Origin of the sequence: Streptomyces sp. NPDC093261 (genome assembly GCF_044753645.1) — a bacterium.
Lineage (GTDB): Bacteria > Actinomycetota > Actinomycetes > Streptomycetales > Streptomycetaceae > Streptomyces.
This window is the reverse complement of record NZ_JBIVNO010000004.1, coordinates 80,327-103,996: the sequence shown is the minus strand read 5'-3', so window position 1 is coordinate 103,996 and position 23,670 is coordinate 80,327. Positions and strand designations below refer to the sequence as shown.

Genomic DNA, 23,670 nt, shown 5'->3' with positions numbered 1-23,670 from the left:
GTCGTGCCGGACCACGACAGACATACTGATCGTCAGTGCACCGTACGGAACGAATGGACGCGTGGACCGCATGCACCCCAGGGACCGGGTCCCCGAGCGCGCCGACGCCTACGCGGCTGCGCCGCTGCTCAACTGTCTGCTCCGGGAAGCGGCGGAGCCCGCGGGCGAGCAGGGCGTCCACCGGCTGCGGGCGGGCGGGCGGCTGCTGCGCGTGCGCGGCGCCCGGCGCCCGCGCGACCCCGAGGTGCACACCGACGGGAGCTGGCATCCGCTCACCCACGCCGACCTGGTCAAACTCGCTGCCGAGGAACTGCGCCATGCCACCGGTCTGTCCAACCCCGAACTGCCCGGGGAGATGCTCGACAGCCGGGACGCGGTGGCCGCGATCCTGGCCGCACGCGACCGCGCGACCCCGCCTGGCGACCCGTATGTGCGCTCCGAGCAGTCCTTGATCACCGGGCACCCCCACCATCCGGCACCCAAGGCGCGCGGCGGAGGTCCCGTCGCGAGCTGGCTGCCGTACGCGCCCGAGGCGCACGCCCGCTTCCCGCTCACCCTTCTGGGGGTACGCGAGGACACCGTCGTCGAGGAGGGCGACACCGCGGCGCTCGACGCGCTGGGCACCGCCCCGCCCGGCTACCGGCTGCTGCCCGCGCACCCCTGGCAGCTCGACCTGGTCGGCGGGCGCCCGGAGATCCGCGAGGCGTTCGAGGACGGGCGTCTCGTGCGGCTCGACGGCACCCCCACGACCGTGTGGCCCACGGCCGCGATCCGCACGGTGTACGCGCCGGGCGGCGACCACTTCCTGAAGTTCAGCCTGGATGTGCGGATCACCAACGACATCCGCCGGCTGTGGCGCCACGACCTGCTCAAGCTGCGCCGCACCGACGCCGCGGCGACGGCCGCGTTCGCCGCGCACCGGGGCCCGGCGGCCTGGCTGAGCGACCGCGGCTACCGCACGGCCGGCTTCGCCTTCGAGGAACTGGCCGTCCTGGTCCGCGACGGTCTGCGTGCCCATGTGCTGCCCGGCGCCACCCCGCTGCTCGCCGCCGCCCTCGTGGAGGAGGGCTTCGACGACAGCCCGCTCGAACGGCTCACCGACCCGGCGGCCTGGTGGACGGCGTATCTGCGCCAGGTCGTGCCCCCGGCCCTGGAGGCGTTCGAGCGTCATGGGGTCGTCCTGGAGGCGCATCTGCAGAACACGCTGATCGCGGTGGACGCAGCGGGCCTGCCCGTCCAGGCGCTGTTCCGGGACGCGGAGGGCGTGAAGCTCCTCACGGACGTGTCCCGGGAGGCGGGCTGGCAGCGGCTGGTCTACTGCCTGGTCGTCAACAACCTCACCGAGGTGGCCGCGCTGCTGTCGGAGCGCCACCCCGGCTGGAACCCCTGGCCCACCGCCCGCGCGGAACTGGCCCGCCACCCCGTCCCCGAGATCCCCGCCCTGCTGGCCTCACCCACGCTTCCCGGCAAGACGAACCTGCTGCTGCGCTGGACGGGCGCGGACGGCGCGGACGCACGCTATCTGCCCCTGCCGAATCCGCTGGCCTGCCGCTGACCGCTGACCGCTGACCGCTGACCGCTGGCCGCTGACCGCTGAGATGGGAACACCGGACCTGGGTCTCGCACGACTCGGCCGGCACTCGTGGTTGCGCCCGTGCCGGGCATACGGGCCTTGCATCTCGCGGGCTGGGGCAAGCCGCCCGGGCCGCGACCCGTCGGCCGGCGGAGCATGCGGGGGCGGGACCGCTCGCACGCCAGGGCCATGCGAGCCGCCTCGGATGCCGGCCGGCCGGAGCGGAGTGCCGCGGGGCCATGCACCCGAGACGGCTGCGGGCGGCTCCCCTGAGGCTGCGGGCGGCTCCCCTGAGGCTGCGGGCGGCTCCCCTGAGGCCGTCGCCGGAGGCCACGCAACGTCCTGAGCGGCGCGTCGTTTTCACGCTCGGTTACTATGCTCACTTCATGCCGGAAGCCGGAAACAAGGGGCGCCCCGCCACCGTTGTGGGGGGTGGCCGTGACACGTAAGGCAGAAGAGTGGAGCCTGGGACAGTGCTGAGGGAGGTCGTCGCAACCCGCTACCTCACGCCCCTGCGTTCCGGCGGCTCCGTGCCCGGCGTCGTAGAGGCCGACGACCTGGGCACCTACGTCGTCAAGTTCACGGGCTCGGCGCAGGGCGTGAAGGCGCTGATCGCCGAGGTGATCGTGGGGGAGCTGGCGCGCAGGCTCGGGCTGCGCGTCCCCGAGCTGGTGCTCACCTACTTCGACCCAGCGATCGGTGCGCACGAACCCCACCAGGAGGTGCGCGACCTGCTGAACGCGAGCCCCGGTCTCAATCTCGGCATGGACTATCTCCCGGGTGCCCGGGACTTCACCCCCGAGGTCGCGCGGGCCTGCACGGTCGACCCGGTGGAGGCGGGCCGGATCATCTGGCTCGACGCCCTGACCGTGAACGTCGACCGCACGGTCCACAGCTCCAACCTCATGGTCTGGCCCACCTTCGGCACGGCACCCCCGCGGCTGTGGCTGATCGACCATGGAGCCGCCCTGGTCTTCCACCACCGCTGGGACGCCTCCGCGCCGGAGAAGGCGTACGACTTCCGTCACCACGCCCTGGGTCACTTCGCCCCGGACATGGCGACCGCCGAGGCCGATCTCGCGCCCCGGGTGACCGGGGAACTGCTGCGCGAGATCACCGAGGAGGTGCCGGACGCGTGGCTGAGTGGCGAACCGGGCTTCTCCACGCCCGGCGAGGTCCGCAAGGCCTACGTGGACTACCTCTCCGCGCGGGTGAGGGCGTCCGAGTCATGGCTGCCGACCGACTTCCCCACCCGGGAGGAACTCGCCGCCGAGGAGTCCCTGCGCGCGGCACGGACACAGCAAGGCCGACCGGACTGGCTCAAGCGGGTCCCCGATCTGCACGGCGAACCGGCGGCGGAACAGGATTGGTCGGTGCACCTGGGATGACGGACACCCCCGCGGACGGCACACACCGCGTCCAGATCGAGTACTGCACCCAGTGCCGCTGGCTGCCCCGTGCGGCCTGGCTGGCGCAGGAGCTGCTGACGACGTTCGAGACCGAGCTGACGGAACTCTCGCTCAAGCCGGGCAAGGGCGGGGTCTTCGTCGTACGGGTGAACGACGAGGTGGTCTGGGACCGCCGCGAGCAGGGCTTCCCCGAGCCCACGGCGGTCAAGCGCCTCGTACGGGACCGAGTGGCCCCGGGAAAGTTGCTGGGCCACTCGGAGAAGACCGCGGAGTGAGCCGGCCGGCGAGCGGCGGGGCAGTAGGTCAGCCGGCGAGCTGCTCGTATGCGGGCAGGGTGAGGAAGTCCGCGTAGTCCTCGTCCAGCGCCACCTTCAGCAGCAGGTCATGGGCCTGCTGCCAGTGGCCCGCCGCGAAGGCCTCCGCGCCGATCTCGGCCCGGATGTGCCCGAGTTCCTCGGCGGCGACCTTGCGGGCCAGGTCGGCGGTCGCCTTCTCGCCGTTCTCGAACTCGACGCCCGCGTTGATCCACTGCCAGATCTGGGAGCGGGAGATCTCGGCGGTCGCCGCGTCCTCCATCAGGTTGAAGATGGCGACCGCGCCCAGGCCGCGCAGCCAGGCCTCGATATAGCGGATGCCGACCTGGACCGCGTTGACCAGGCCCGCGTACGTCGGCTTGGCGTCCAGGGAGTCGACGGCGATCAGATCGGCCGCCTTGACGTCGACGTCCTCACGCAGCCGGTCCTTCTGGTTCGGCCGGTCGCCGAGGACCCGGTCGAAGGACGCCATGGCGATCGGGACCAGGTCGGGGTGGGCGACCCAGGAGCCGTCGAAGCCGTCGCTCGCCTCACGGTCCTTGTCCGCCTTGACCTTCTCGAAGGCGACCCGGTTGACCTCTTCGTCGCGCCGGGAGGGGATGAACGCCGCCATGCCGCCGATCGCATGGGCGCCGCGCTTGTGGCAGGTGCGGACGAGGAGTTCGGTGTACGCGCGCATGAACGGCGCCGTCATCGTGACCGCGTTGCGGTCCGGCAGGACGAACCTCGCCCCTCCGTCACGGAAGTTCTTGACGATGGAGAAGAGGTAGTCCCAGCGGCCCGCGTTCAACCCGGAGGCGTGGTCGCGGAGTTCGTAGAGGATCTCCTCCATCTCGTACGCGGCCGTGATCGTCTCGATCAGGACGGTGGCGCGGATGGTGCCCTGCGGGATGCCGGCGTAGTCCTGGGCGAAGACGAAGACGTCGTTCCAGAGACGGGCCTCCAGGTGCGACTCCGTCTTCGGCAGATAGAAGTACGGGCCCTTGCCGAGGTCGAGCAGCCGTCGGGCGTTGTGGAAGAAGTACAGGCCGAAGTCGACGAAGGCGCCCGGGACCTGCTCTCCGTCCACCAGGAGGTGACGCTCATTCAGGTGCCAGCCGCGCGGACGCATGACGACCGTCGCCAGTTCAGCGTCGGGGCGCAGGGCGTACGACTTGCCCGTCGCCGGGTCGGTGAAGTCGATGGCCCGGGTGTAGGCGTCGATCAGGTTGAGCTGGCCGAGGACCACGTTCTCCCAGGTGGGCGCGGAGGCGTCCTCGAAGTCCGCGAGCCAGACCTTCGCCCCGGAGTTGAGGGCGTTGATGGTCATCTTGCGGTCGGTGGGGCCGGTGATCTCGACCCGGCGGTCGTTCAGGGCCTCGGGCGCGGGGGCCACCCGCCAGGTGCCGTCCGCGCGGATTGCGGCGGTCTCCGGGAGGAAGTCGAGGGTCGAGGTACGGGCGATCTCGGCGCGGCGTTCGGCCCGGCGGGCGAGCAACTCCTCACGCCGGGGCGTGAATCGGCGGTGCAGCTCGGCCACGAAGGCGAGGGCCGCCTCGGTGAGGACCTCGTCCTGCCGCGGCAGGGGCTCGGCGTCGATGACGACCGGCGAGGACGCTGGTGCGGACATGAGCTGTCACTTCCTATCGGCGAGCTGACGTGAGGACGCCGTGGCACCGGGTACGGCACCGGGTGCCAGGGCGGTCCGGATGCGGCTGACCGCGCCTGTGAGCAGTCAGATGCTTCTGATCAGTGGATACTAGTTTTCTCATGGTGGAAGTTCAATGGATTGTTGACGTCAAGACTCTCTGCTTCGAGGCAAGGCGGCGCTCCGTGCCACCGTGCTCACCCGAAGCGGACCGACCCATTCACTTCAGGTGGCCCAAGTCGTCCTCGGTGTCGATGTCGTAGGGCCGCGCCACGTCCCCGCACTCGACGAGCCGGATCGCGTCCTCGTGTTCCTTCAGATAGGCGCGGGCTCCCCGGTCCCCGGTGGCGGACGCGGCGATCCCGGCCCAGTGGGCGCTCCCGAAGAGGACCGGATGGCCCCGGACGCCCCCGTACGCGGCCGAGACGAGTGAGGTCTCGTCCTCGTACGCGGCCAGGACCCGTGCCGCCGCCTCCGGGCCGATGCCGGGCTGGTCGACGAGCGAGACCAGGGCGGCCCGCGCATCCGTCCCGGCGAGCGAGCCGAGTCCGGCGCGCAGCGAGGAGCCCATGCCCTTTTCCCAGTCCGGGTTGTCCACCAGGGCACAGCCGGAAAGATCCGCGCGCTTTCGCACGTCCCCGGCCGCCGCCCCCAGGACCACATGGACGCGGCCGCACCCGGCCGCCCGCAGCACCCCCACCGCGTACTCCACCAGCGGCCGTCCCCGGTACACGAGCAGCGCCTTCGGACGTCCGCCCAGCCGCCGTCCCCCGCCGGCGGCGAGGAGCAGCCCGGCGATCTCGTCCCGGCCGTCTTCCCTTCGCGTCATACGTCCTGCATACCTGACCCCGCGGCGGTCGTGCGGCGCCCCAGGGCTGAATTTCGGTCCGCGTGGTGGCGCCCGGCGCGCCCGGTGGCGTTTACTGACCCGCGTCCCCGGCCCCCGGCCTGTGCCCTGGGGCGCCGGGTGGCGGTGCGAAGCCGTGCGCACGAACAGGTGCGAGGGGGGAGCTGTGTTGCGGAGCTTGGGGCAGAGGCCGGTGACCGGCAGCGACGAGGATCCCAGAGTGGCGGAACTGCGGACCGCCGTGTCCCGGCTGCGCCGTGAACTCGCCCTGCTACCCGCCGAGTTCCCCGACCGGGGCATCGCCGAGGACGAACTCGCCGTGCTGGCCGCGATGGCCGCCGGCGGCCTCCCGGAGATTCCCCGCCTGCGCCGCTCCCTGCTGCTGATCGCCGGCGCGATCGGCTCGGTGAGCGCCCTTGCCAGGGGGCTCGCGGAGGTCCGTGACGCGGTGGAACTGTTCGGTGGGCCGGCGCGCGGCTGAGCCGGTGGTCCTTTCCCGGTGTGACGCCCTTTCTCGACAGAGCGTCACGGCCCGTCGCCGTGTGCCGGCAGGCAGTGATGCCGAGCTCGAGATCAAGATGATCGGCGCAGGCCGGCGGATGACCGCCCATACCGCCTGGCCCGACGTCTTCCGTGCTTCGCCCCCGTGTCAACTCCCCACGGGCGCTGCCGGGTTGGCGGCCGTCTGACAACCCGCAGGAAAATGTCCGCTACGCGTATATCATTAGGAAATACGCCATATAGGGGACTGGGTGGACATGCTGACAACAGTCGAATCCCGCCTTTCGTGGTGCCTGAGCAATCAACTCACCGGACCCGCCCCAGGAGGGGCTCGAGTCGTATCCGACCCGTCCGGAGGAGGACGCGATGAGGGACCTGGCGAACAAACGGGACGTGGACGAGCGTCCCTCGAGCATCGAGCGGGTCGTGACACTCGACGTGAACGGCCGGTCGTACACCCTGCGCCTTGACACCCGGATCACCCTGCTGGACGCCCTGCGGGACCGGCTGGGCCTGGTGGGCACGAAAAAGGGCTGCGACCAGGGCGCCTGCGGCGCGTGCACGGTTCACCTGGACGGCAGGCGAGTACTCTCCTGCCTGACCCTGGCAGCCCAGGCCGAGGGCCAGGCGATCACCACCATCGAGGGCGTCTCCGGCGCCGACGGGCCGCACCCCGTGCAGCGGGCGTTCATGCAGCACGACGGCTTCCAGTGCGGCTTCTGCACACCGGGACAGATCATGTCCGCCCTGGCGCTGATGGCCGAGGGCCGGGCCGGCTCCGACGAGGAGATCCGGGAGTTCATGAGCGGGAACCTGTGCCGCTGCGGTGCCTATCCCAACATCGTGGCCGCGGTACGCGAGGCGGCATCCGGGGGAGGCCGCGATGCGCACCTTTGACTACGTCCGGGCCACCGACACCCAGGAGGCGGTGCGGCTGCTGGCGGACGACCCGGCCGCCTCCTGCCTGGCGGGCGGCACGACACAGCTCGACCTGATGAAGGACGGCGTCCTGGAACCGCCGCGGCTGATCGACATCACCCGCCTCCCACTGCACGGCATCGAGCGCCGTGGCGAGTCCCTCCACGTGGGGGCGCTGGCCACCATGGAGGAGCTGGCCACCGATCCCACGGTGACCGAGCGGCTGCCCATGGTGCGCGAGTCCCTGCTGCTGGGCGCGTCGGTGCAGCTGAGGAACATGGCCACCATCGGCGGCAACCTGCTGCAGCGCACGCGCTGCCGCTACTTCCGCGATCCCACGGTCGTCGCATGCAACAAGCGCGCGCCGGGCTCCGGGTGCGCGGCGGTCGAGGGCGTCGCGCGCATGCACGCCGTGCTCGGCGCGAGCGAGCGGTGCATCGCACTGCACGCCTCCGACCTCGCCGTCGCCCTGGTCGCGCTCGACGCCCTCGTGCACATCCAGGGGGTCTCGGAACGTCGCACCGTGCCGCTGACGGCGTTCTACGTGACCGCCGACGAGAGCCCCGAGCGCGAGAACGTCCTGGAGCACGCCGAGCTGATCACCGAGGTCGAGATCCCGCTGCCGCCACCTGCCGCCCGCTCGGGGTACCTCAAGGTCCGCGACCGCACGTCGTACGAGTTCGCCCTCACCTCGGCCGCGGTCCTGCTCGTCGTGGAGGCCGACACCATCCATCAGGCCCGGGTGGGCCTGGGCGGGGTGGGGACCAAGCCCTGGCGGGCCTACGAGGCCGAGCACGTGCTCACCGGCGCGCCGGCCACCACGGCCACGTTCGTGGACGCGGCCGAGGCGACGATGCGCGACGCGTGGACCGTCCCGGGGACGGCGTTCAAGGTGCCGCTCGCCCGGCGCACCCTGGTGCGCGAGCTGCAGACAGTTTCAGGAGTGACCGCATGAGCACCGTCGAGAGCAGGCCGCTGGTCGGCGCGGGCGTCAGCCGGGTCGACGGCCCGCGCAAGGTCACCGGCACCGCCCCGTACCCCATGGACTTCAGTGTCCCGGGCCAGGCCTACGGTGCCCTGGTGCAGAGCACCGTCGCCGCGGGCCGGATCCTGCGCATGCACACCGAGGACGCCGAGAACTCCCCTGGTGTGATCCACGTACTCACCCACGAGAACGCCCCGGAGGTCAAGGCGGGACCGACGACGGTGCTCGGAGAGTCGCTCGCACCCCTGCGGAGCGACCGGATCATCCACCACGGGCAGCACATCGCCTTCGTGGTGGCCGAGACCCCGGAGCAGGCCACCGCCGCGGCGCGCCTGGTGGGGGCCGACTACGAGGTCTCGGAGCCGCTGCTGGACCTTCAGGATCCGCGGGCCGAGCAACTCGTCGACCCCTGGGAGATGGACCACTCGCGGGGCGACGCCGCGGCGGCGCTGGAGGCCGCCGACGTGACCCTCCGGACCGCCTACACCACTTCGGACAACACCAACAACCCGCTCGGGCTGTTCGCCACCCTGGCCGTGTGGGAGGGCGACACCCTCACCCTCCACGACACCAGCCAGTGGCCGTCGATGGTGCGCACCACCCTCGCCATGATCTTCGGCATCCCCGAGAGTTCGGTGCGGGTCCTGGTGCCCTACGTCGGCGGGGGTTTCGGCGCCGGGCTGCGCGTGTGGCCGCACGTGGTCCTCACCGCCATGGCCGCCCGGATCATCAAGCGCCCGGTCAAGCTGGTCCTGACCCGGCCGCAGATGTTCACCTCCATCGGGCACCGGCCCAGCAGCGTGCAGCAGCTCAGCGTCGGTGCGACGCGCGACGGCGAACTGGTCGCCCTCGACCACCGCAGCCTCACCTCCCTGGGCATGGAGGACACCGACTTCGAGCCGGTCACCGCGGCGACCGCCTTCGCCTACGGCTGTCCCAACGTGATCACCCGGGACCGGCAGGCCCGGATCAACATCGCTCTTCCGACGTCCATGCGCGCCCCGGCCGAGGCGCAGGGCAACTTCGCGCTGGAGTCGGCGCTCGACGAACTGTCCTACACCCTGGGCATGGACCCCGTTGAGCTGCGGATGCACAACCACACCGACGTCGATCCGCGCAACGGGCTCCCCTGGTCCGGCAAGGCGCTCCTGGAGTGCTACGAGGTCGGCGCACGGCACTTCGGCTGGTCCGACCGGAACCCCGAGCCACGCTCCATGCGCGACGGGAACTGGCTCGTCGGCTACGGCATGGCGGGCGCGCTGTTTCCGTATTTCGCGCAGCCCTGCGCGGCGCAGGCCACCGTCAACAGCGACGGCAGCGCGCTCATGCGCAGTGCGGCGACGGACATCGGCACCGGCACGTACACCGTGATGACCCAGTTGGCCGCCGAGGAGCTGGGCCTGCCCCTGGACCGGGTCCGCTTCGACCTGGGCGACTCCGACATGCCCCACTCGATGATGGAGGGCGGCTCCGGCCTGACCGGTGCCCTGGGCAACGCGGTGCACGACGCCTGCCGGCGGCTGGTGCGCTCGTTCGCGGAGCTCGCCCGCGGTGACGCCGACTCTCCGCTGCGGGGCGTCTTGCCCGACGACGTGGAGTGCACCGGCGGGCGGGTCCACCTCGCGGGGCGCCCCGACCGCGGGGAGTCGTACGTCGACATCCTCGCCCGGCACGGGCTTCCCGAGCTCACGGCGAACGGGAACAGCACCCCCCCGGTTCCCACCGAGCTGGGCATGTCTCCCGCCGGTGCGTACGGCGCGAAGTTCGTCGAGGTCCGGGTCGACGCCGACCTCGGTCTCATCCGGGTGGCCCGGGTGGTCTCCGCGATCGACGGCGGCCGCATCCTCAACGAGAAGACGGCCCGGAGCCAGATCATCGGAGGGACGGTCGGCGGGATCGGACTGGCCCTGTTCGAGGACACGGCCACGGACCCGCACACCGGGCGCATCGCGAACGGCACCTTCGCCGACTACCTCGTTGCCGTGAACGCCGACGTACCGGATCTGGACGTGATCTTCGTCGGCGAGCCGGACCGCGGCACCGCGACCGGCACCAAGGGCGTGGGAGAGGTCGGCCTGGTCGGCATCGCCCCCGCGATCTCCAACGCCGTCTACCACGCGACCGGGAAGCGTCTCCGCGACCTGCCGATCACCCTCGACGCCCTCCTGTGAGCGGCCGTCGCCGGCCGTCGTACGCCCTGGTGGTGAGGCCGCGGGTCCTCGCCCTGGGACGTGCCCCCGGTCCCGTCGCCGTCGGGCCCCGGCCCCGCCGCCGGACGATCCCCGCTCGCCGCGGTACGGGAGATGAGGGACGGACGGCTGACGGCGCCGGCCGGACGATGGCCGGCCCGGCGGTCAGTTGCCCGTGCCGTCCAGGGCCTCGGACAGTTCCGTGGCCACCTGCTGGAGCACGGGGACGATCCGCTCCGTCGCCTCGTCGGTGACCCGGCCCGCCGGCCCGGAGATGGAGATCGCCGCGGCCGTGGGGGAGTCGGGCACGGACACCGCGAGGCACCTGACCCCTATCTCCTGCTCGTTGTCGTCGACCGCGTACCCGAGCCGGCGTACCTCCTCCAGGGCCGCGAGGAAGGCCTCCGGCGTGGTGATGGTCTTCTCGGTCGCGGCGGGCATGCCGGTGCGGGCCAGCAGGGCACGCACCTCGTCGTCCGGCGTGGTGGCGAGCAGCGCCTTGCCCACACCGGTGGAGTGCGGCAGCACCCGGCGGCCCACCTCGGTGAACATCCGCATCGAGTGCTTGGACGGCACCTGCGCCACGTACACGATCTCGTCGCCGTCGAGCAGCGCCATGTTCGCGGTCTCGCCGGTCTCGTCCACCAGCCGCGCGAGATAGGGACGCGCCCAGGAGCCGAGCAGCCGGGACGCCGACTCGCCGAGCCGGATCAGCCGGGGGCCCAGCGCATAGCGGCGGTTGGGCTGCTGGCGTACGTACCCGCAGGCCACAAGGGTGCGCATCAGACGGTGAATCGTGGGCAGCGGCAGCCCGCTGCTCGCGGACAGCTCGCTGAGGCCGACCTCGCCGCCCGCGTCCGCCATCCGCTCCAGCAGGTCGAAGGCCCGCTCGAGGGACTGCACCCCGCCCGTGGCGGACTTGGCGGGGGCGTCGCTGGCGCTGGACGTCGACGTCGGCACGGCGCGTTCCTTTCGGGACTGGCGGGAAGGGCAGCAGCCTACCGGGCAGCCGGGTGACTCCCCGCTGGTAGGGAGCTACGGGGCTACGTTCTGCACTCTGGAATCCTAATTCCGCGTTGCGGACATATCCAGAGGGTGTGCGCCGGGCGGCGGATGAGACCCGCCCTTGACGGCGCGGGGAAGCGGGGGAAGACTCCTTCAACAGAACGTTGAATTCCGTTGGATGGGTAGTGTCCGGATGGGCGTGTATCCCGTTTCATATGTCCCGATGGGCATGTATCCCGTTTCCCGGAAGTGGTGACGGCGCGGAGAGAGGGGTCCGGGTGTCCGACGCTGAACTGGTGCTGCGGTCGAGGCGCGTCATCACCCCAGAGGGGACGCGGGCCGCATCCGTCGCGGTCGCCGGGGGGACGATCACGGCCGTTCTGCCCTACGACGCGGGCGTGCCGGACGGAGCGCGGCTGGAGGACTTCGGCGACGATGTCCTGCTGCCCGGCCTGGTCGACACCCACGTCCACGTCAACGACCCGGGCCGCACGGAGTGGGAGGGCTTCCGGACGGCCACCCGGGCCGCGGCGGCCGGCGGCATCACGACCCTCGTCGACATGCCGCTCAACTCCCTGCCGCCGACCACGACGGTCGACCACCTCCGCACCAAGAGGGAGACCGCGGCGGACAAGGCCCATATCGACGTGGGCTTCTGGGGCGGAGCGCTGCCCGACAACGTCAAGGATCTGCGGCCGCTGCACGACGCGGGCGTCTTCGGCTTCAAGGCGTTCCTGTCCCCCTCGGGCGTGGACGAGTTCCCGCACCTGGACCAGGAGCAACTGGCCCGGTCCCTGGCGGAGATCGCCGGCTTCGGCGGCCTCCTCGTCGTACACGCCGAGGATCCGCACCACCTCGCCGCCGCCCCGCAGCAGGGCGGCCCGAAGTACGCCGACTTCCTCGCCTCCCGGCCACGGGACGCCGAGGACACCGCCATCGCCCATCTGATCGCACAGGCCAGGCGGCTCGACGCGCGTGTGCATGTGCTGCACCTGTCCTCCGGCGACGCGCTGCCCCTGATCGCCGCCGCACGGGCGGAGGGTGTACGGCTCACGGTGGAGACCTGCCCGCACTACCTGACCCTGACGGCCGAGGAAGTACCGGACGGGGCCAGCGAGTTCAAGTGCTGCCCGCCCATTCGCGAGGCCGCCAACCGGGACCTGCTGTGGCAGGCGCTCGCCGACGGCACGATCGACTGCGTGGTCACCGACCACTCCCCGTCGACCCCCGATCTGAAGACGGGCGATTTCGCCACGGCCTGGGGCGGCATAGCGGGCCTGCAACTGAGCCTTTCCGCCGTGTGGACCGAGGCACGCCGGCGCGGCCACGACCTGGAGGACGTGGTCCGCTGGATGTCCGCGAGCACGGCGCGGCTCGTGGGCCTCGAGTCCCGCAAGGGCGCCATCGCGGCGGGCCATGACGCGGACTTCGCGGTCCTCGCTCCCGACGCGACGTTCACCGTCGACCCCGCCGCCCTCCACCACCGCAACCCCGTCACCGCGTACGCCGGCCGGACCCTGTCCGGGGTGGTGCGGTCGACCTGGCTGCGGGGCGAACGCATCGTGGCGGACGGCGAGTTCACCGAGCCGAAGGGCAGGCTGCTCATCCGGGACCACTGACGTGACCTCGCACCGGCCGACTCCCGAAAGGACGATCTGATCACCGTGACGGCGCAGCAGCACACCGGCCCGGCCCGCTTCACCGGCGACGCGAACCCCTACGCGGGCGGTGACCCGTACGCGGACTACCGCACCGCCGACTTCCCTTTCACCCGCCACGCCAACCTCGCCGACCGCCGCCTCGGCGCGGCGGTCCTCGCCGCCAACGACGAGTTCTTCGCCCCGCGCGAGAACCTGCTGATGCCGGAGCGCGCCGAGTTCGACCCCGAGCACTTCGGGCACAAGGGCAAGGTCATGGACGGCTGGGAGACCCGGCGCCGCCGCGGCGCCCGTGCCACTCACCCGTGGCCCACCGCGGACGACCACGACTGGGCCCTCATCCGTCTGGGCGCGCCGGGGGTCGTCCACGGCATCGTCGTCGACACCGCGCACTTCCGGGGCAACTACCCGCAGGCGGTGTCCGTCGAGGGCACGTCCGTGCCGGGTTCCCCCTCGCCGGAGGACCTCCTCGCCGACGACGTGAAGTGGACGACGCTCGTCCCCCGCACACCGGTCGGCGGCCACGCGGCCAACGGCTTCGTCGTGGCGGCGGAGCAGCGCGTCACGCATCTGCGCGTCAACCAGCACCCCGACGGCGGCATCGCGCGGCTGCGGGTGTACGGCGATGTGGTGCCCGACCCGGAGTGGCTCCAGGCGCTGGGCACCTTCGACGTCGTCGCCCTGGAGAACGGCGGCCGGGTCGAGGACGCCTCCGACCTCTTCTACTCGCCCGCCACCCACACCATCCAGCCGGGCCGCTCCCGCAAGATGGACGACGGCTGGGAGACACGGCGCCGTCGTGACCGGGGCCATGACTGGATCCGCTACCGGCTGGCGGCCGAGGCGCGGATCCGGGCGATCGAGATCGACACCGCGTATCTCAAGGGGAACGCGGCGGGCTGGGCGTCGGTGTCGGTCGGGAGCGCCGGGGACGCCGGGGACGCCGCGGACACCGAGTGGCGCGAGATCCTCCCGCGCACCCGCCTCCAGCCCGACACCAACCACCGCTTCGTCCTTCCGGCAGCGGCCGTCGGCACACACGCGCGCGTGGACATCTATCCGGACGGCGGCATCTCCCGTCTGCGCCTGTACGGCGCCCTGACCGAGGAGGGTGCGGCGGCCCTCAGGGCGCGACGGCGGGAACTGGGCGGCTGACGCCGGACACCGCCGGCGACCGGGTTCGAGGGACCCGGAACCAATCGGGCCGGCTCCCGCGTTCTCCCCTCGTGACTCTTCAGCAAGAAATCGTCGGCAACGCCATGCAGATGGCGGTCGTCAGTCTCGGCCCCGGCCAGACCGTGTACTGCGAGGCGGGCAAGTTCCTCTTCAAGACCACGAACGTGACGATGGAGACGCGCCTTTCCGGCCCGTCCAACGGCGGCGGCCAGGCCCAGGGCGCGGGCGGCGGCATGGGCGGCTTCCTGCGCCAGGCCATGGGCACCGCCATGCAGGTCGGCCAGCGCGCACTGGCGGGCGAGTCGCTGGCCTTCCAGTACTTCACGGCGCAGAGCGGCGAGGGCACGGTCGGCTTCGCGGGCGTGCTCCCCGGCGAGATGCGCGCGCTGGAGCTCGACGGCAGGCGCGCGTGGTTCGCCGAGAAGGACGCCTTCGTGGCCGCCGAATCGACCGTCGACTTCGGCATCGCGTTCCAGGGCGGCCGCACCGGCATGAGCGGCGGCGAGGGCTTCATCCTGGAGAAGTTCACCGGGTACGGCACGGTGATCATCGCCGGCGCCGGCAACTTCATCGACCTCAACCCCGCGGACTTCGGTGGCCGCATCGAGGTCGACACCGGCTGTGTCGTCGCCTTCGAGGAGGGCATCCAGTACGGCGTCCAGCGCGTCGGAGGCCTCAACCGCCAGGGGATCATGAACATGGTCTTCGGCGGCGAGGGCCTGTCCCTGGCCACCCTGGAGGGCAACGGCCGCGTCATCCTCCAGTCCCTCACGATCGAGAGCCTCGCCAACGCCCTGAAGAAGGCCCAGGGCGGTGACAAGCAGGGGCCGACGGGCGGACTGTTCTCCACGAACGTGGGCTGACCCGATGCGTCCCTGGTTGCCGTAGGGTCCGAGCCGATCGGCCTGCCCTGCGGCCGGCGCTCCGCTGTGTTCTTCGGGCGTGCTGCCCTGCTCGCCTCGGGCGTCCCGCCCTGCCCTGCGGCCCGCGCTCCGCTGTGCCCTTCGGGTGTACTGCCCTGCTCGCCTCGGGCATCCTGTCCTGCCCTGCGGCCGGCGCTCCGCTGTGCTCCTCGGGCTTTCTGCCCCTGCCCCCCTCAGGCGTCCTGCGACCGAAGCAGGGCGGAGACCAGGTCACGGGCGTACGCGCTGTCCAGGTTCTCGGGGCGGAACAGGATCCGGTACATCATCGGGGCGACGACGTGGTCGACGACCGTCTCGACATCGGGCGCCCGCTGTCCTCGTGCGGCTGCCCGCTCGAGGATGACGTCGACCTGTTCGGCGGCGTAGGCCGAGCACCGGCCGGCGTTGGTGCCCTCGGGGTTCCCGAGCAGGGCGTCGCGGACAGAGGCGCGGCCCGGGGACGAGGACATCTCCTCCAGGAACTCCTCGGCCCATGCCATCAGGTCAGCGGTGAGATCGCCCCGGTCCTCCGGGACCGTTTCCGGACGCAGCCGTTCCACCGCCACGTCCGAGAGGAGCTCCTGAAGGTCGCCCCAGCGCCGGTAGATGGTCGACGGGGTGACCCCGGCGCGTGCGGCGACGAGCGGCACGGTCAGGGCATCGCGCCCCACCTCGCCGGTGAGTTCGCGCACGGCGCTGTGCACCGACTGCTGGACCCGGGCACTGCGCCCGCCCGGGCGCACCATCGGCTTGCGACTCATAGGCCCACCTTAAAGCAAAGACATTGCGTCAAGCGGTGCGCGGGCCGCCCCGAGAAAACGGGGGCGCACGCCTGAAGGCCGAGCCGAGCGCTGCGCCGTCTGTGCGCCGCGAGCGCCCGGGACCGCCGGGCCGGGTGCGCTCAGGCCACCGGTGCCATTCCTCAGGAAACGCGGCGGAGCGTGCCGGCCGGGCCGATCACGCCGGGCCCGAACTTGTCGCGGATGCGGTCGCTCACCTCTTCGGCGGCCAGTCGGGCCTCACGGGCCCCGTCCAGGCTGATCTGCTCGGCGACCCGGTCGGCGTCCACAAGGTCCTCACCCTTCAGCACGAGCCCGGTCAGCCGGCCGCGCTGCAGGCCCGCGGCATCCATCACCTGATACGCCACGGTGCGCAGATCGTCGTCGTGCGCGGAAGGCGCCGGCAGGCGGCGTGTCTTGTCCCAGCGGGTGCCGCCGGCGAACCGCAGCGTCAAGGTCAGGCCGCGCGCCGCCTGGCCCCGGCGGCGCAACAGATGTCCGAGCTGCACCACCAGGTCGAGCAGGGCCGCACGCACTTCGGCGCCGTCCAGAGTGTGCCGGGGGAAGGCGCAGCTCACCGTGGCGGAGACCGGAAGAGCGCGGGGGACCACCGGGCGGGGATCGATACCGCGGGCTCGTTCGGCGGCCACGCGGCCTGCCGTGCCGCCCAGCAGACGTTGCAGGGTGGCAGGGGGGACGGCGGCGAGCAGGCCGACGCTGTGGATGCCGTAGTCGCGCAGCGCCGTGGCCTGGCGGGGGCCGATGCCGTGCAAGGCTTCCACGGGCAGGGGCCCGAGCCATTCGTCGACATGGTCCGGCTCGATGGCCAGGACCCCGCCCGGTGCCGGGACCTGCGCGGAGGCCGTGGCGGCGACCGTGATGGAGGGCCCGATACCGACGCGTACATCCACGCCCAGGCGGGAGACCGTACGAATCCGCAGCACCTCGCCCAGTCGGCGGGCATCGGCTCCGTGATACCGAAGAACTCCCCTGAGCTCCACCAGGGCAGCGGACGGCGGCAGAGCCTGCACTACCGGGGACAGGTCGGCCAACTGCTCCAGGACCTGCCGGTAGACCTCTTCCGGCAGATGACCAGGGCAGCGCACATGCATCACCGTCGACTCCGCGCGTGCCGTCGCGTCGGCGTTCACCACGTCCACCTCCCGTGCCCACGTTATCGAACGTAAAATCGAACACGCGAGTGGGGGTCTACGCCGGCAGCTCCCGGAAGGGCACAAGAGGTTTCGGGTGTCTGCCGGGTCGAGTGGTCCGTCGCGCCTGGTCCGAGGGGCTCGGATGCCGTGTCGACGCGGGGACCGTCACGGCGACCTACCCTTAAGGCTAATTATTTGCGTTAGTTGCCGCGTGGAGCCTACTGTTCCTCAAGGCGAGCGGATCGCCATAGCCTCCGGAGGGGTGAACCGACCGTGACGACGCACAACTCGGACTCACACGCGTACCCGAGCTCGAACCCGGCCATTTCCCACGCGAACCCGGCCCCGACCCCCGCCGCGCCGGCAGCCCCCGCGGCCCCTCTCTCCCCGGCCATCCCCACCTGGACGGTCGGCGACATCACGGTTCACCGGATCGACGAGATCCCGCTGCCGCCTCCCACCGGCTCCTGGCTGCTGCCCGAAGCGACCCCGGACGTCGTCACCCGGGTGGACTGGCTCCGCCCCGACTTCGCGGACCCCGAGGGCGTCCTGCGCCTGGACAGCCAGAGCTTCGCCCTCGAAACCGGCGGCCTGAGGGTCCTGGTCGACACCGGCATCGGCAACGGCAAGCCCCGCGCCGGCTCCGCCTGGAACGACCTGCGCACCGACTACCTGGACCGTCTCACCGCCGCAGGCTTCGCCCCCGACACCGTCGACCTGGTGGTCCTCACCCATCTGCACACCGACCACGTCGGCTGGAACACCCGTGGACAGGACGGCGCTTGGGTGCCCACCTTCCCTCACGCCCGTTACCTCGTCTCCCGCGCCGAACGCGAGTACTGGGCCGGGTGCGCCATGGACGAGCCGCGACGGCAGATGTTCCGCGACTCCGTGGATCCCGTCGAGGACGCCGGGCTGCTCACCCAAGTCGATGTCCCCGCCGAGGGCGTTGACATCGCGCCAGGCCTGCGACTGCTGCCCACTCCCGGACACACCCCCGGACATGTCGCCGTCCAACTGGCCGACGCCGGCGAGAGTGCCCTGATCACCGGCGACTGCGTGCACCACCCCGTGCAACTCGCGCACCCGGCCATCGGTAGCTGCGTCGATGTCGACCCGGCCCTGGCCGAGTCCACCCGTCGCCGGCTGCTCGACTCGCTCGCGGACACCGGCACCCTCGTCCTCGGCACCCACTTCGCGCCTCCCACCGCCGGCCGGGTGACCAGGCAGGGCGAGGCCTTCCGGCTGGAGCCGGTCTCGCCGGTGACTGCGTTCCGGAACTGACGCGCGCGCCCCGTGCGCGAAGCGAACTACCGGACGCCGGCCGCCGGGAGCCGCGACGCCAACGGCCTCCCTGAGCCGTCGTCATCCCTCAGACCAGGCCGCGTCGGGCGACCAAGAGGATCGACAACGGGGGGCCGTTCCCCTACGCGCAGGACGGCGTCGTCTTCCAGAACCGCGAGGGCGTTCTGCCCAAGCAGCGGAGCGGTTACTACCACGAGTACACCGTCAAGACCCCCGGCTCCTCGACGCTTGGCGCGCGACGCATCGTCACCGGCCAGGAGTACGAGGAGGACTACTACACCTCCGACCACTACGCGACGTTCGACCTGATCGACTTCGACTGCTGAGGCCATGGTGCGCCCGTGCCCGAGGGGCTGCGTCCCACCGGGCGCGGGCGCACCCGTTCTCCCGCCATCAGCCCTCACCGACTCCCCAACGCCTCGGTGAGGTACCCGACTTGAGGGCCGGGATGCCATGGCTCCACGTCTCGGTGCTCGTGGCCCGCAGCCCCACGTCGACGGGGTCGGCGGCGCCCGTCTCGCCCGTTTGCGAGGCTGGTCCGAACGGGTGAGGGTGGATAGGGAACGCACAACCGAGCGTCGAACGGAGCTTCTGATGCGTGCGAAGAAGGCTGCACTGTACGCGCTCGACCTGACGGAAGCACGCTGGGTCAAGAGCACCAAGAGCACCTCGGGGCCGTACTGCGTCGAGGTGGCGGACCTTGGTGGCGGAGCCGTCGCGGTCCGTGACTCGAACAACGCTGAACTGCCGCCTCTGCGGTTCACCGCGGAAGAGTGGGCAGCGTTCCGACAGGGCGTGCGCGAGGGCGAGTTCGGTTAGGACACCCCGCGTCGCGCACATGCTCAGCCGGGCCCGGCTGCACGGGTGCGGAGTCCACCGTAGAGCCACGGATCAGACGATGATGTCCTTGGCGCGGGCAACGTGCCGAGGACATCACCTGTGTATGGGCGTCGACCCCGCCGAAGGTGTCGCCCCCGCGGGCGGCGCGCGTCGAAGGTGCCGATCTGGCGGGCGGGGTACCTCGCCGGCGGAACCCTCGACCCCGGCACCGCGGCACCCCGGCACCCCGGCACCACGGAGGACGGCGGCTTCCGGGTGCACGCCCTGCTGCCGTGGCCGGCGTGCTGATCCGGGGCCGCGGACCCTTCCGGTGCGCTGGTAGCGGACGTACGGCGGATCGCGACGGGGGGAGCGGGGCGGTCAGCCGCGGATGCCCGCGATCTCACCGAGGTTCACCGTGCGGCGCTCCCGGCGGGACAGCTCGCAGGCCTCCGCGATCCGCAGCGCCTGCAAGGCCTCGTGGCCGTCGCACGGGTTGGCGCGCTCACCCCGCACCACCTCGACGAAGGCGGCGACCTCGGCCTCGTAGGCGGGTGCGAAGCGCTCCAGGAAGCCGGTCCACGGCTTGTCGGCCGGGGGCGGCCCCGCCGGTTCGGTCGAGGTGATGGGAGTGCGGTCGTCCAGGCCCACCGCGACCGTGTCCAGCTCGCCGGCCAGCTCCAGACGGACGTCGTAGCCGGCGCCGTTGGTGCGGGTCGCGGTCGCCGTGGCCAGCGTGCCGTCCTCCAGGGTGAGCACCACCGCCGCCGTGTCGACGTCGTGCGCCTCGCGGTACATCGCCCCGCCGGCGTCCGACCCGGTCGCGTACACCTCCACCACCTCCCGGCCGGTGACCCAGCGCAGGATGTCGAAGTCGTGGACGAGGCAGTCGCGGTAGATCCCGCCGGACAGGGGCAGATACGCGGCCGGCGGTGGCGCCTGGTCGGCCGTGACCGCGCGGATCGTGTGCAGCCGTCCGAGCCGGCCCGAGCGCACGGTCTCCCGCGCGGTCACGTAGCCCGCGTCGAAGCGACGCTGGAAACCCATCTGCAGCACGGTCCCCGCGGCTTCGACCTCGGCGAGCGCGGCCAGCGTGCCCGCCAGGTCCACCGCGATGGGCTTCTCGCAGAAAACGGGGAGCCCGGAGCGTGCCGCCCGGCCGATCAGCTCGGCGTGGGCCGCGGTCGCCGCGGTGATGACCACGGCGTCCACGCCCCAGGTGAAGATCTCGTCCACCCCGGGCGCGGCCGTCTCGCCCAGCCGGTCCGCGAGCGCACGGGCCCGGGCCGTGTCGACGTCGGTGATGATGAGCGAGCCGACCTCACGGTGGCGGCTGAGCGTGGCCGCGTGGAAGGTGCCGATCCGACCCGCTCCGATGAGTCCGATGCGCATGGGAACAACCTGGAGGCGCACCCCCCACCCTGTCAATGGTTTGTCCGGACAACCGGACTACACAACTTCCCGTCAACAGGTACCGGAGCTACGCTCGCCCCGTGCCGAAACCAGATGTGGATCCGACTGTCTCCCTCCAGCTCGGCGTCGACCGGAAGAGCCCGGTACCGCTGTACTTCCAGCTGTCCCAGCAGCTCGAGGCCGCGATCGAGCACGGGGAGCTGACGCCGGGCAGTCTGCTGGGCAACGAGATCGAGCTGGCCGGGCGCCTCGGCCTGTCCCGGCCCACCGTCCGCCAGGCCATCCAGTCCCTGGTCGACAAGGGCCTGCTGGTGCGCCGCCGCGGCGTCGGCACCCAGGTCGTCCACAGCCAGGTCAAGCGCCCGCTGGAGCTCAGCAGCCTGTACGACGACCTGGAGGCGGCCGGGCAGCGCCCCGCGACCCGGGTCCTGGTCAACACCCTCGCGCCCGCCTCGGCCGAGGTCGCCGCCGCGCTCGGGGTGCCCGAGGGCGCGGAGGTGCACCGCATCGAGCGGCTGCGACTCGCGCACGGCGAGCCGATGGCGTACCTGTGCAACCATCTGCCGACCGGCCTGCTGGACCTGGAGACCGAGCAGCTTGAGTCGACCGGCCTGTACCGGTTGATGCGTGCCGCGGGCATCACCCTGCACAGCGCCCGGCAGACCGTCGGAGCCCGCGCCGCCACCCCGGTCGAGGGCGAGCGGCTCCGCGAGCCCGAGGGCGCCCCGCTGCTCACCATGCAGCGCACGACGTTCGACGACACCGGCCGCGCCGTGGAGTTCGGCACTCATACGTACCGCGCCTCGCGCTACTCGTTCGAGTTCCAACTGCTCGTACGCCCCTGAGTCTTCGGGCGCCCGCTTCCGTCCCCCGCCCCGGCCTCCCCGGCGCCGTAGCGCCTGCCCGCGCCCGCACCAGCCCCCTGACCTGCGGCGTCGATCCGCGGTCGGTGATACTTGGTGGTTCCAAGGAACTACGCAGGAAGGGCACGGGCTCGTGGCACGGTTTCGGACCTGGGCAACCATCGCGCTGGCAGGGGCGCTCGGCCTATCCCTGGCGGGGTGCAGCAGCCACGGCGGGAAGCGTGCCGAGGACGCCCGCAAGGCCGCCGCACAGGGCCGTGCCGCGGTGAGCACGCCCCGCTGGACGTTCGCGATGATCACTCACTCCGGGGATGGCGACACCTTCTGGGACATCGTGCAGAGCGGCGCCAAGCAGGCCGCCGCCAAGGACAACATCAACTTCCTGTACTCCCACGACGCCAATGCCCAGCAGCAGGCCCAGCTCGTGGACGCGGCCGTGGACCAGAGGGTCGACGGCATCATCGTCACCCTGGCCAAGCCCGACGCGATGAAGGCCGCGGTCGCCCGCGCCGAGAAGGCCGGCATACCGGTGGTCACGGTGAACTCCGGCTCGGCGGAGTCCAAGGCGTTCGGTGCGCTCACCCACATCGGCCAGGACGAGACGATCGCGGGTGAGGCCGTCGGCGACGAACTGAACAAGCGCGGCCGCAAGAAGGTCCTGTGTGTACTGCACGAGCAGGGCAACGTGGGCCACGAGCAGCGCTGCGCGGGCGTGAAGAAGACGTTCCACGGCACGGTGGAGAACCTCTACGTCAACGGCACCGACATGCCGGACGTGCAGTCCGCCCTCGAGGCGAGACTGCAGTCGGACAGGTCCGTCGACACCGTCGTCACCCTCGGCGCCCCGTACGCCGACACCGCGGTCAAGGCCAGGTCGGACGCCGGCAGCCGGGCGGAGGTCGACACCTTCGACCTGAACGCCAAGGTGGCGTCCGAGCTGAAGGACGGCACCCTCGGCTTCGCCGTCGACCAGCAGCCCTACCTCCAGGGCTACGAGGCGGTCGACCAGCTCTGGCTCTACAAGTACAACGCCAACGCCCTCGGCGGCGGCCTGCCGGTCCTCACCGGACCGCAGATCATCACCAAGGACCAGGCCGCCGCGCTCGAGCAGTACACGAAGCGGGGGACGCGATGACCGTGTCGGCACCGGCATCCGCGCCCGAGAGCCCGAAGACGGGCACGGACGAACGCCTGCTCGGGACCTCTGCGCTGAAGCGGCTCCTCGGCCGCCCCGAGCTGGGCTCGGTGGTCGGCGCGCTCGCCGTCTTCCTGTTCTTCTCGCTCGTCGCCGACAGCTTCCTGCGGGCCTCCAGCCTCAGCACGGTGCTGTACGCGGCGTCCACCATCGGCATCATGGCCGTCCCGGTCGCGCTGCTGATGATCGGCGGAGAGTTCGATCTGTCGGCGGGCGTCATGGTGACGTCGTCGGCGCTGGTGTCGTCGATGTTCAGCTACCAGATGACCGCCGACGTCTGGGTCGGCGTCGGGGTGTCGCTCCTGGTCACGCTCGCGATCGGCGCCTTCAACGGCTTGGTGCTGACCCGCACGAGACTGCCCAGCTTCATCGTCACGCTCGGCACGTTCCTGATGCTGACCGGCATGAACCTCGGCCTCACCAAGCTGATCAGCGGCACGGTGTCCACCAAGTCGATCTCCGACATGGACGGCTTCTCCTCGGCGCAGGCCCTCTTCGCCTCCACGTTCACCGTCGGCGGCGTCCAGTTCAAGATCACCATCCTGTGGTGGTTCGCCCTGGTCGCCCTCGCCTCCTGGATCCTGCTGCGCACCCGCACCGGCAACTGGATCTTCGCGGTCGGCGGCAACAAGGAGGCGGCCCGCGCCGTCGGCGTACCGGTCGAGCGCACGAGGATCGGCCTCTACATGGGTGTCGCCCTCGGCGCCTGGATCTCCGGCCAGCACCTGCTGTTCTCGTACGACGTCGTCCAGTCCGGCGAGGGCGTCGGCAACGAGCTGATCTACATCATCGCGGCCGTGATCGGCGGCTGTCTGATCACCGGCGGCTACGGGTCCGCGATCGGCTCGGCGGCCGGCGCGTTCCTCTTCGGCATGACCAGCAAGGGCATCGTCTTCGCCGAGTGGAACCCTGACTGGTTCAAGTTCTTCCTCGGAGCGATGCTGCTCCTCGCGGCCCTGCTCAACGCCTGGGTCCGCAAGCGCGCGGAGGCCACGACATGACCAAGGACCTCGGCAAGGACCTGAGCAAGGACCTGAG

General features: G+C 71.5%; 22 protein-coding genes. 16 read left to right on the top strand and 6 right to left on the bottom strand.

Going from position 1 to position 23,670, the window contains the following annotated elements; genetic code table 11:
* Positions 1-70 precede the first annotated feature (70 nt).
* From ACIP94_RS12110 to ACIP94_RS12100, 3 genes are all read left to right on the top strand, one after another.
* On the top strand, positions 71-1,555 hold the full coding sequence (locus ACIP94_RS12110; RefSeq protein ID WP_402423297.1) for an IucA/IucC family protein: 1,485 nt from the start codon (positions 71-73) through the stop codon (positions 1,553-1,555).
* A gap of 491 nt (positions 1,556-2,046) precedes the next feature.
* Positions 2,047-2,961: a HipA family kinase gene (locus ACIP94_RS12105; protein WP_402424244.1), complete on the top strand. Its 915-nt coding sequence runs from the start codon at positions 2,047-2,049 to the stop codon at positions 2,959-2,961.
* A complete protein-coding gene (locus ACIP94_RS12100) occupies positions 2,958-3,257 on the top strand; it encodes a SelT/SelW/SelH family protein (protein WP_402423295.1) in 300 nt (99 codons plus the stop codon). Before ACIP94_RS12105 ends, ACIP94_RS12100 begins: the two co-directional genes overlap by 4 nt.
* A 28-nt stretch (positions 3,258-3,285) precedes the next feature.
* Here ACIP94_RS12100 and aceB read toward each other — a convergent pair whose 3' ends face one another.
* Positions 3,286-4,905 carry a malate synthase A gene (aceB, locus tag ACIP94_RS12095; RefSeq protein ID WP_402423292.1) on the bottom strand — a complete coding sequence of 540 codons (1,620 nt, stop codon included), beginning with the start codon at positions 4,903-4,905 and terminating at the stop codon, positions 3,286-3,288.
* Between the two features lie 238 nt (positions 4,906-5,143).
* Positions 5,144-5,752, bottom strand: coding sequence for an NTP transferase domain-containing protein (locus tag ACIP94_RS12090; RefSeq protein ID WP_402423289.1), 609 nt, complete (start codon positions 5,750-5,752; stop codon positions 5,144-5,146).
* 184 nt (positions 5,753-5,936) lie between these two features.
* On the opposite strand from ACIP94_RS12090, the gene ACIP94_RS12085 reads away from it, so the two are divergent.
* The 4 genes from ACIP94_RS12085 to ACIP94_RS12070 all read left to right on the top strand — a co-directional run bounded on the left by ACIP94_RS12085 (position 5,937) and on the right by ACIP94_RS12070 (position 10,345).
* Positions 5,937-6,251, top strand: coding sequence for a DUF5955 family protein (locus ACIP94_RS12085; RefSeq protein ID WP_402423286.1), 315 nt, complete (start codon positions 5,937-5,939; stop codon positions 6,249-6,251).
* A 386-nt stretch (positions 6,252-6,637) separates the two neighbouring features.
* A complete protein-coding gene (locus tag ACIP94_RS12080) occupies positions 6,638-7,168 on the top strand; it encodes a (2Fe-2S)-binding protein (protein ID WP_402423283.1) in 531 nt (176 codons plus the stop codon).
* Positions 7,155-8,144 carry an FAD binding domain-containing protein gene (locus tag ACIP94_RS12075; RefSeq protein WP_402423280.1) on the top strand — a complete coding sequence of 330 codons (990 nt, stop codon included), beginning with the start codon at positions 7,155-7,157 and terminating at the stop codon, positions 8,142-8,144. The genes ACIP94_RS12080 and ACIP94_RS12075 overlap by 14 nt, the downstream gene beginning before the upstream one ends.
* Positions 8,141-10,345 carry a xanthine dehydrogenase family protein molybdopterin-binding subunit gene (locus ACIP94_RS12070; RefSeq protein WP_402423277.1) on the top strand — a complete coding sequence of 735 codons (2,205 nt, stop codon included), beginning with the start codon at positions 8,141-8,143 and terminating at the stop codon, positions 10,343-10,345. Before ACIP94_RS12075 ends, ACIP94_RS12070 begins: the two co-directional genes overlap by 4 nt.
* Positions 10,346-10,528: 183 nt before the next feature.
* Here the strand turns inward: ACIP94_RS12070 and ACIP94_RS12065 are convergent, their stop codons facing one another.
* On the bottom strand, positions 10,529-11,323 hold the full coding sequence (locus tag ACIP94_RS12065; protein WP_402423274.1) for an IclR family transcriptional regulator: 795 nt from the start codon (positions 11,321-11,323) through the stop codon (positions 10,529-10,531).
* Positions 11,324-11,646: 323 nt separating this feature from the next.
* On the opposite strand from ACIP94_RS12065, the gene allB reads away from it, so the two are divergent.
* From allB to ACIP94_RS12050, 3 genes are all read left to right on the top strand, one after another.
* Positions 11,647-12,987: an allantoinase AllB gene (gene allB, locus ACIP94_RS12060; RefSeq protein WP_402423271.1), complete on the top strand. Its 1,341-nt coding sequence runs from the start codon at positions 11,647-11,649 to the stop codon at positions 12,985-12,987.
* Positions 12,988-13,032: 45 nt separating this feature from the next.
* Positions 13,033-14,181 carry an allantoicase gene (gene alc / locus ACIP94_RS12055; RefSeq protein ID WP_402423269.1) on the top strand — a complete coding sequence of 383 codons (1,149 nt, stop codon included), beginning with the start codon at positions 13,033-13,035 and terminating at the stop codon, positions 14,179-14,181.
* 71 nt (positions 14,182-14,252) lie between these two features.
* Positions 14,253-15,065, top strand: a complete 813-nt coding sequence (locus ACIP94_RS12050) for an AIM24 family protein (RefSeq protein WP_402423266.1) — start codon at positions 14,253-14,255, stop codon at positions 15,063-15,065.
* A gap of 233 nt (positions 15,066-15,298) precedes the next feature.
* On the opposite strand, the gene ACIP94_RS12045 is transcribed toward ACIP94_RS12050, so the two are convergent.
* Together ACIP94_RS12045 and ACIP94_RS12040 are read right to left on the bottom strand one after the other, a co-directional pair.
* A complete protein-coding gene (locus tag ACIP94_RS12045; RefSeq protein WP_402423263.1) occupies positions 15,299-15,865 on the bottom strand; it encodes a TetR/AcrR family transcriptional regulator in 567 nt (188 codons plus the stop codon).
* A 161-nt stretch (positions 15,866-16,026) separates the two neighbouring features.
* Positions 16,027-16,995: a hypothetical protein gene (locus ACIP94_RS12040; RefSeq protein WP_402424241.1), complete on the bottom strand. Its 969-nt coding sequence runs from the start codon at positions 16,993-16,995 to the stop codon at positions 16,027-16,029.
* Positions 16,996-17,430: 435 nt separating this feature from the next.
* Here ACIP94_RS12040 and ACIP94_RS12035 point away from each other — a divergent pair, with 435 nt between their 5' ends.
* The 3 genes from ACIP94_RS12035 to ACIP94_RS12025 all read left to right on the top strand — a co-directional run bounded on the left by ACIP94_RS12035 (position 17,431) and on the right by ACIP94_RS12025 (position 19,161).
* Positions 17,431-18,321 carry an MBL fold metallo-hydrolase gene (locus ACIP94_RS12035; protein WP_402424238.1) on the top strand — a complete coding sequence of 297 codons (891 nt, stop codon included), beginning with the start codon at positions 17,431-17,433 and terminating at the stop codon, positions 18,319-18,321.
* A gap of 83 nt (positions 18,322-18,404) precedes the next feature.
* Positions 18,405-18,668, top strand: coding sequence for a ribonuclease domain-containing protein (locus tag ACIP94_RS12030; RefSeq protein WP_402424235.1), 264 nt, complete (start codon positions 18,405-18,407; stop codon positions 18,666-18,668).
* Between the two features lie 268 nt (positions 18,669-18,936).
* The gene (locus tag ACIP94_RS12025) at positions 18,937-19,161 is read left to right on the top strand and encodes a DUF397 domain-containing protein (protein WP_402423260.1); all 225 of its coding nucleotides are present in this window, start codon (positions 18,937-18,939) and stop codon (positions 19,159-19,161) included.
* A gap of 381 nt (positions 19,162-19,542) precedes the next feature.
* On the opposite strand, the gene ACIP94_RS12020 is transcribed toward ACIP94_RS12025, so the two are convergent.
* Complete coding sequence (locus ACIP94_RS12020; RefSeq protein WP_402423258.1) at positions 19,543-20,553, bottom strand: Gfo/Idh/MocA family oxidoreductase; 1,011 nt, start codon at positions 20,551-20,553, stop codon at positions 19,543-19,545.
* Between the two features lie 116 nt (positions 20,554-20,669).
* Here ACIP94_RS12020 and ACIP94_RS12015 point away from each other — a divergent pair, with 116 nt between their 5' ends.
* The 3 genes from ACIP94_RS12015 (at position 20,670) to ACIP94_RS12005 (ending at position 23,633) form a co-directional block, all read left to right on the top strand.
* Positions 20,670-21,419 (top strand): GntR family transcriptional regulator, encoded by a 750-nt coding sequence (locus ACIP94_RS12015; protein WP_402424232.1) that lies wholly within the window; start codon positions 20,670-20,672, stop codon positions 21,417-21,419.
* Between the two features lie 151 nt (positions 21,420-21,570).
* Positions 21,571-22,572: a sugar ABC transporter substrate-binding protein gene (locus ACIP94_RS12010; protein ID WP_402423255.1), complete on the top strand. Its 1,002-nt coding sequence runs from the start codon at positions 21,571-21,573 to the stop codon at positions 22,570-22,572.
* On the top strand, positions 22,569-23,633 hold the full coding sequence (locus ACIP94_RS12005) for an ABC transporter permease (RefSeq protein ID WP_402423252.1): 1,065 nt from the start codon (positions 22,569-22,571) through the stop codon (positions 23,631-23,633). Before ACIP94_RS12010 ends, ACIP94_RS12005 begins: the two co-directional genes overlap by 4 nt.
* Positions 23,634-23,670 lie beyond the last annotated feature (37 nt).

Bases quoted from the DNA above. Each gene is read 5' to 3' on its own strand.
- ACIP94_RS12110 (WP_402423297.1), top strand. From the start codon at position 71: ATGCACCCCAGGGACCGGGTCCCCGAGCGCGCCGACGCCTACGCGGCT.
- ACIP94_RS12100 (WP_402423295.1), top strand. From the start codon at position 2,958: ATGACGGACACCCCCGCGGACGGCACACACCGCGTCCAGATCGAGTAC.
- aceB (WP_402423292.1), bottom strand. From the start codon at position 4,905: ATGTCCGCACCAGCGTCCTCGCCGGTCGTCATCGACGCCGAGCCCCTG.
- ACIP94_RS12090 (WP_402423289.1), bottom strand. From the start codon at position 5,752: ATGACGCGAAGGGAAGACGGCCGGGACGAGATCGCCGGGCTGCTCCTC.
- ACIP94_RS12080 (WP_402423283.1), top strand. From the start codon at position 6,638: ATGAGGGACCTGGCGAACAAACGGGACGTGGACGAGCGTCCCTCGAGC.
- ACIP94_RS12075 (WP_402423280.1), top strand. From the start codon at position 7,155: ATGCGCACCTTTGACTACGTCCGGGCCACCGACACCCAGGAGGCGGTG.
- ACIP94_RS12070 (WP_402423277.1), top strand. From the start codon at position 8,141: ATGAGCACCGTCGAGAGCAGGCCGCTGGTCGGCGCGGGCGTCAGCCGG.
- ACIP94_RS12045 (WP_402423263.1), bottom strand. From the start codon at position 15,865: ATGAGTCGCAAGCCGATGGTGCGCCCGGGCGGGCGCAGTGCCCGGGTC.
- ACIP94_RS12040 (WP_402424241.1), bottom strand. From the start codon at position 16,995: ATGCATGTGCGCTGCCCTGGTCATCTGCCGGAAGAGGTCTACCGGCAG.
- ACIP94_RS12025 (WP_402423260.1), top strand. From the start codon at position 18,937: ATGCGTGCGAAGAAGGCTGCACTGTACGCGCTCGACCTGACGGAAGCA.
- ACIP94_RS12020 (WP_402423258.1), bottom strand. From the start codon at position 20,553: ATGCGCATCGGACTCATCGGAGCGGGTCGGATCGGCACCTTCCACGCG.
- ACIP94_RS12005 (WP_402423252.1), top strand. From the start codon at position 22,569: ATGACCGTGTCGGCACCGGCATCCGCGCCCGAGAGCCCGAAGACGGGC.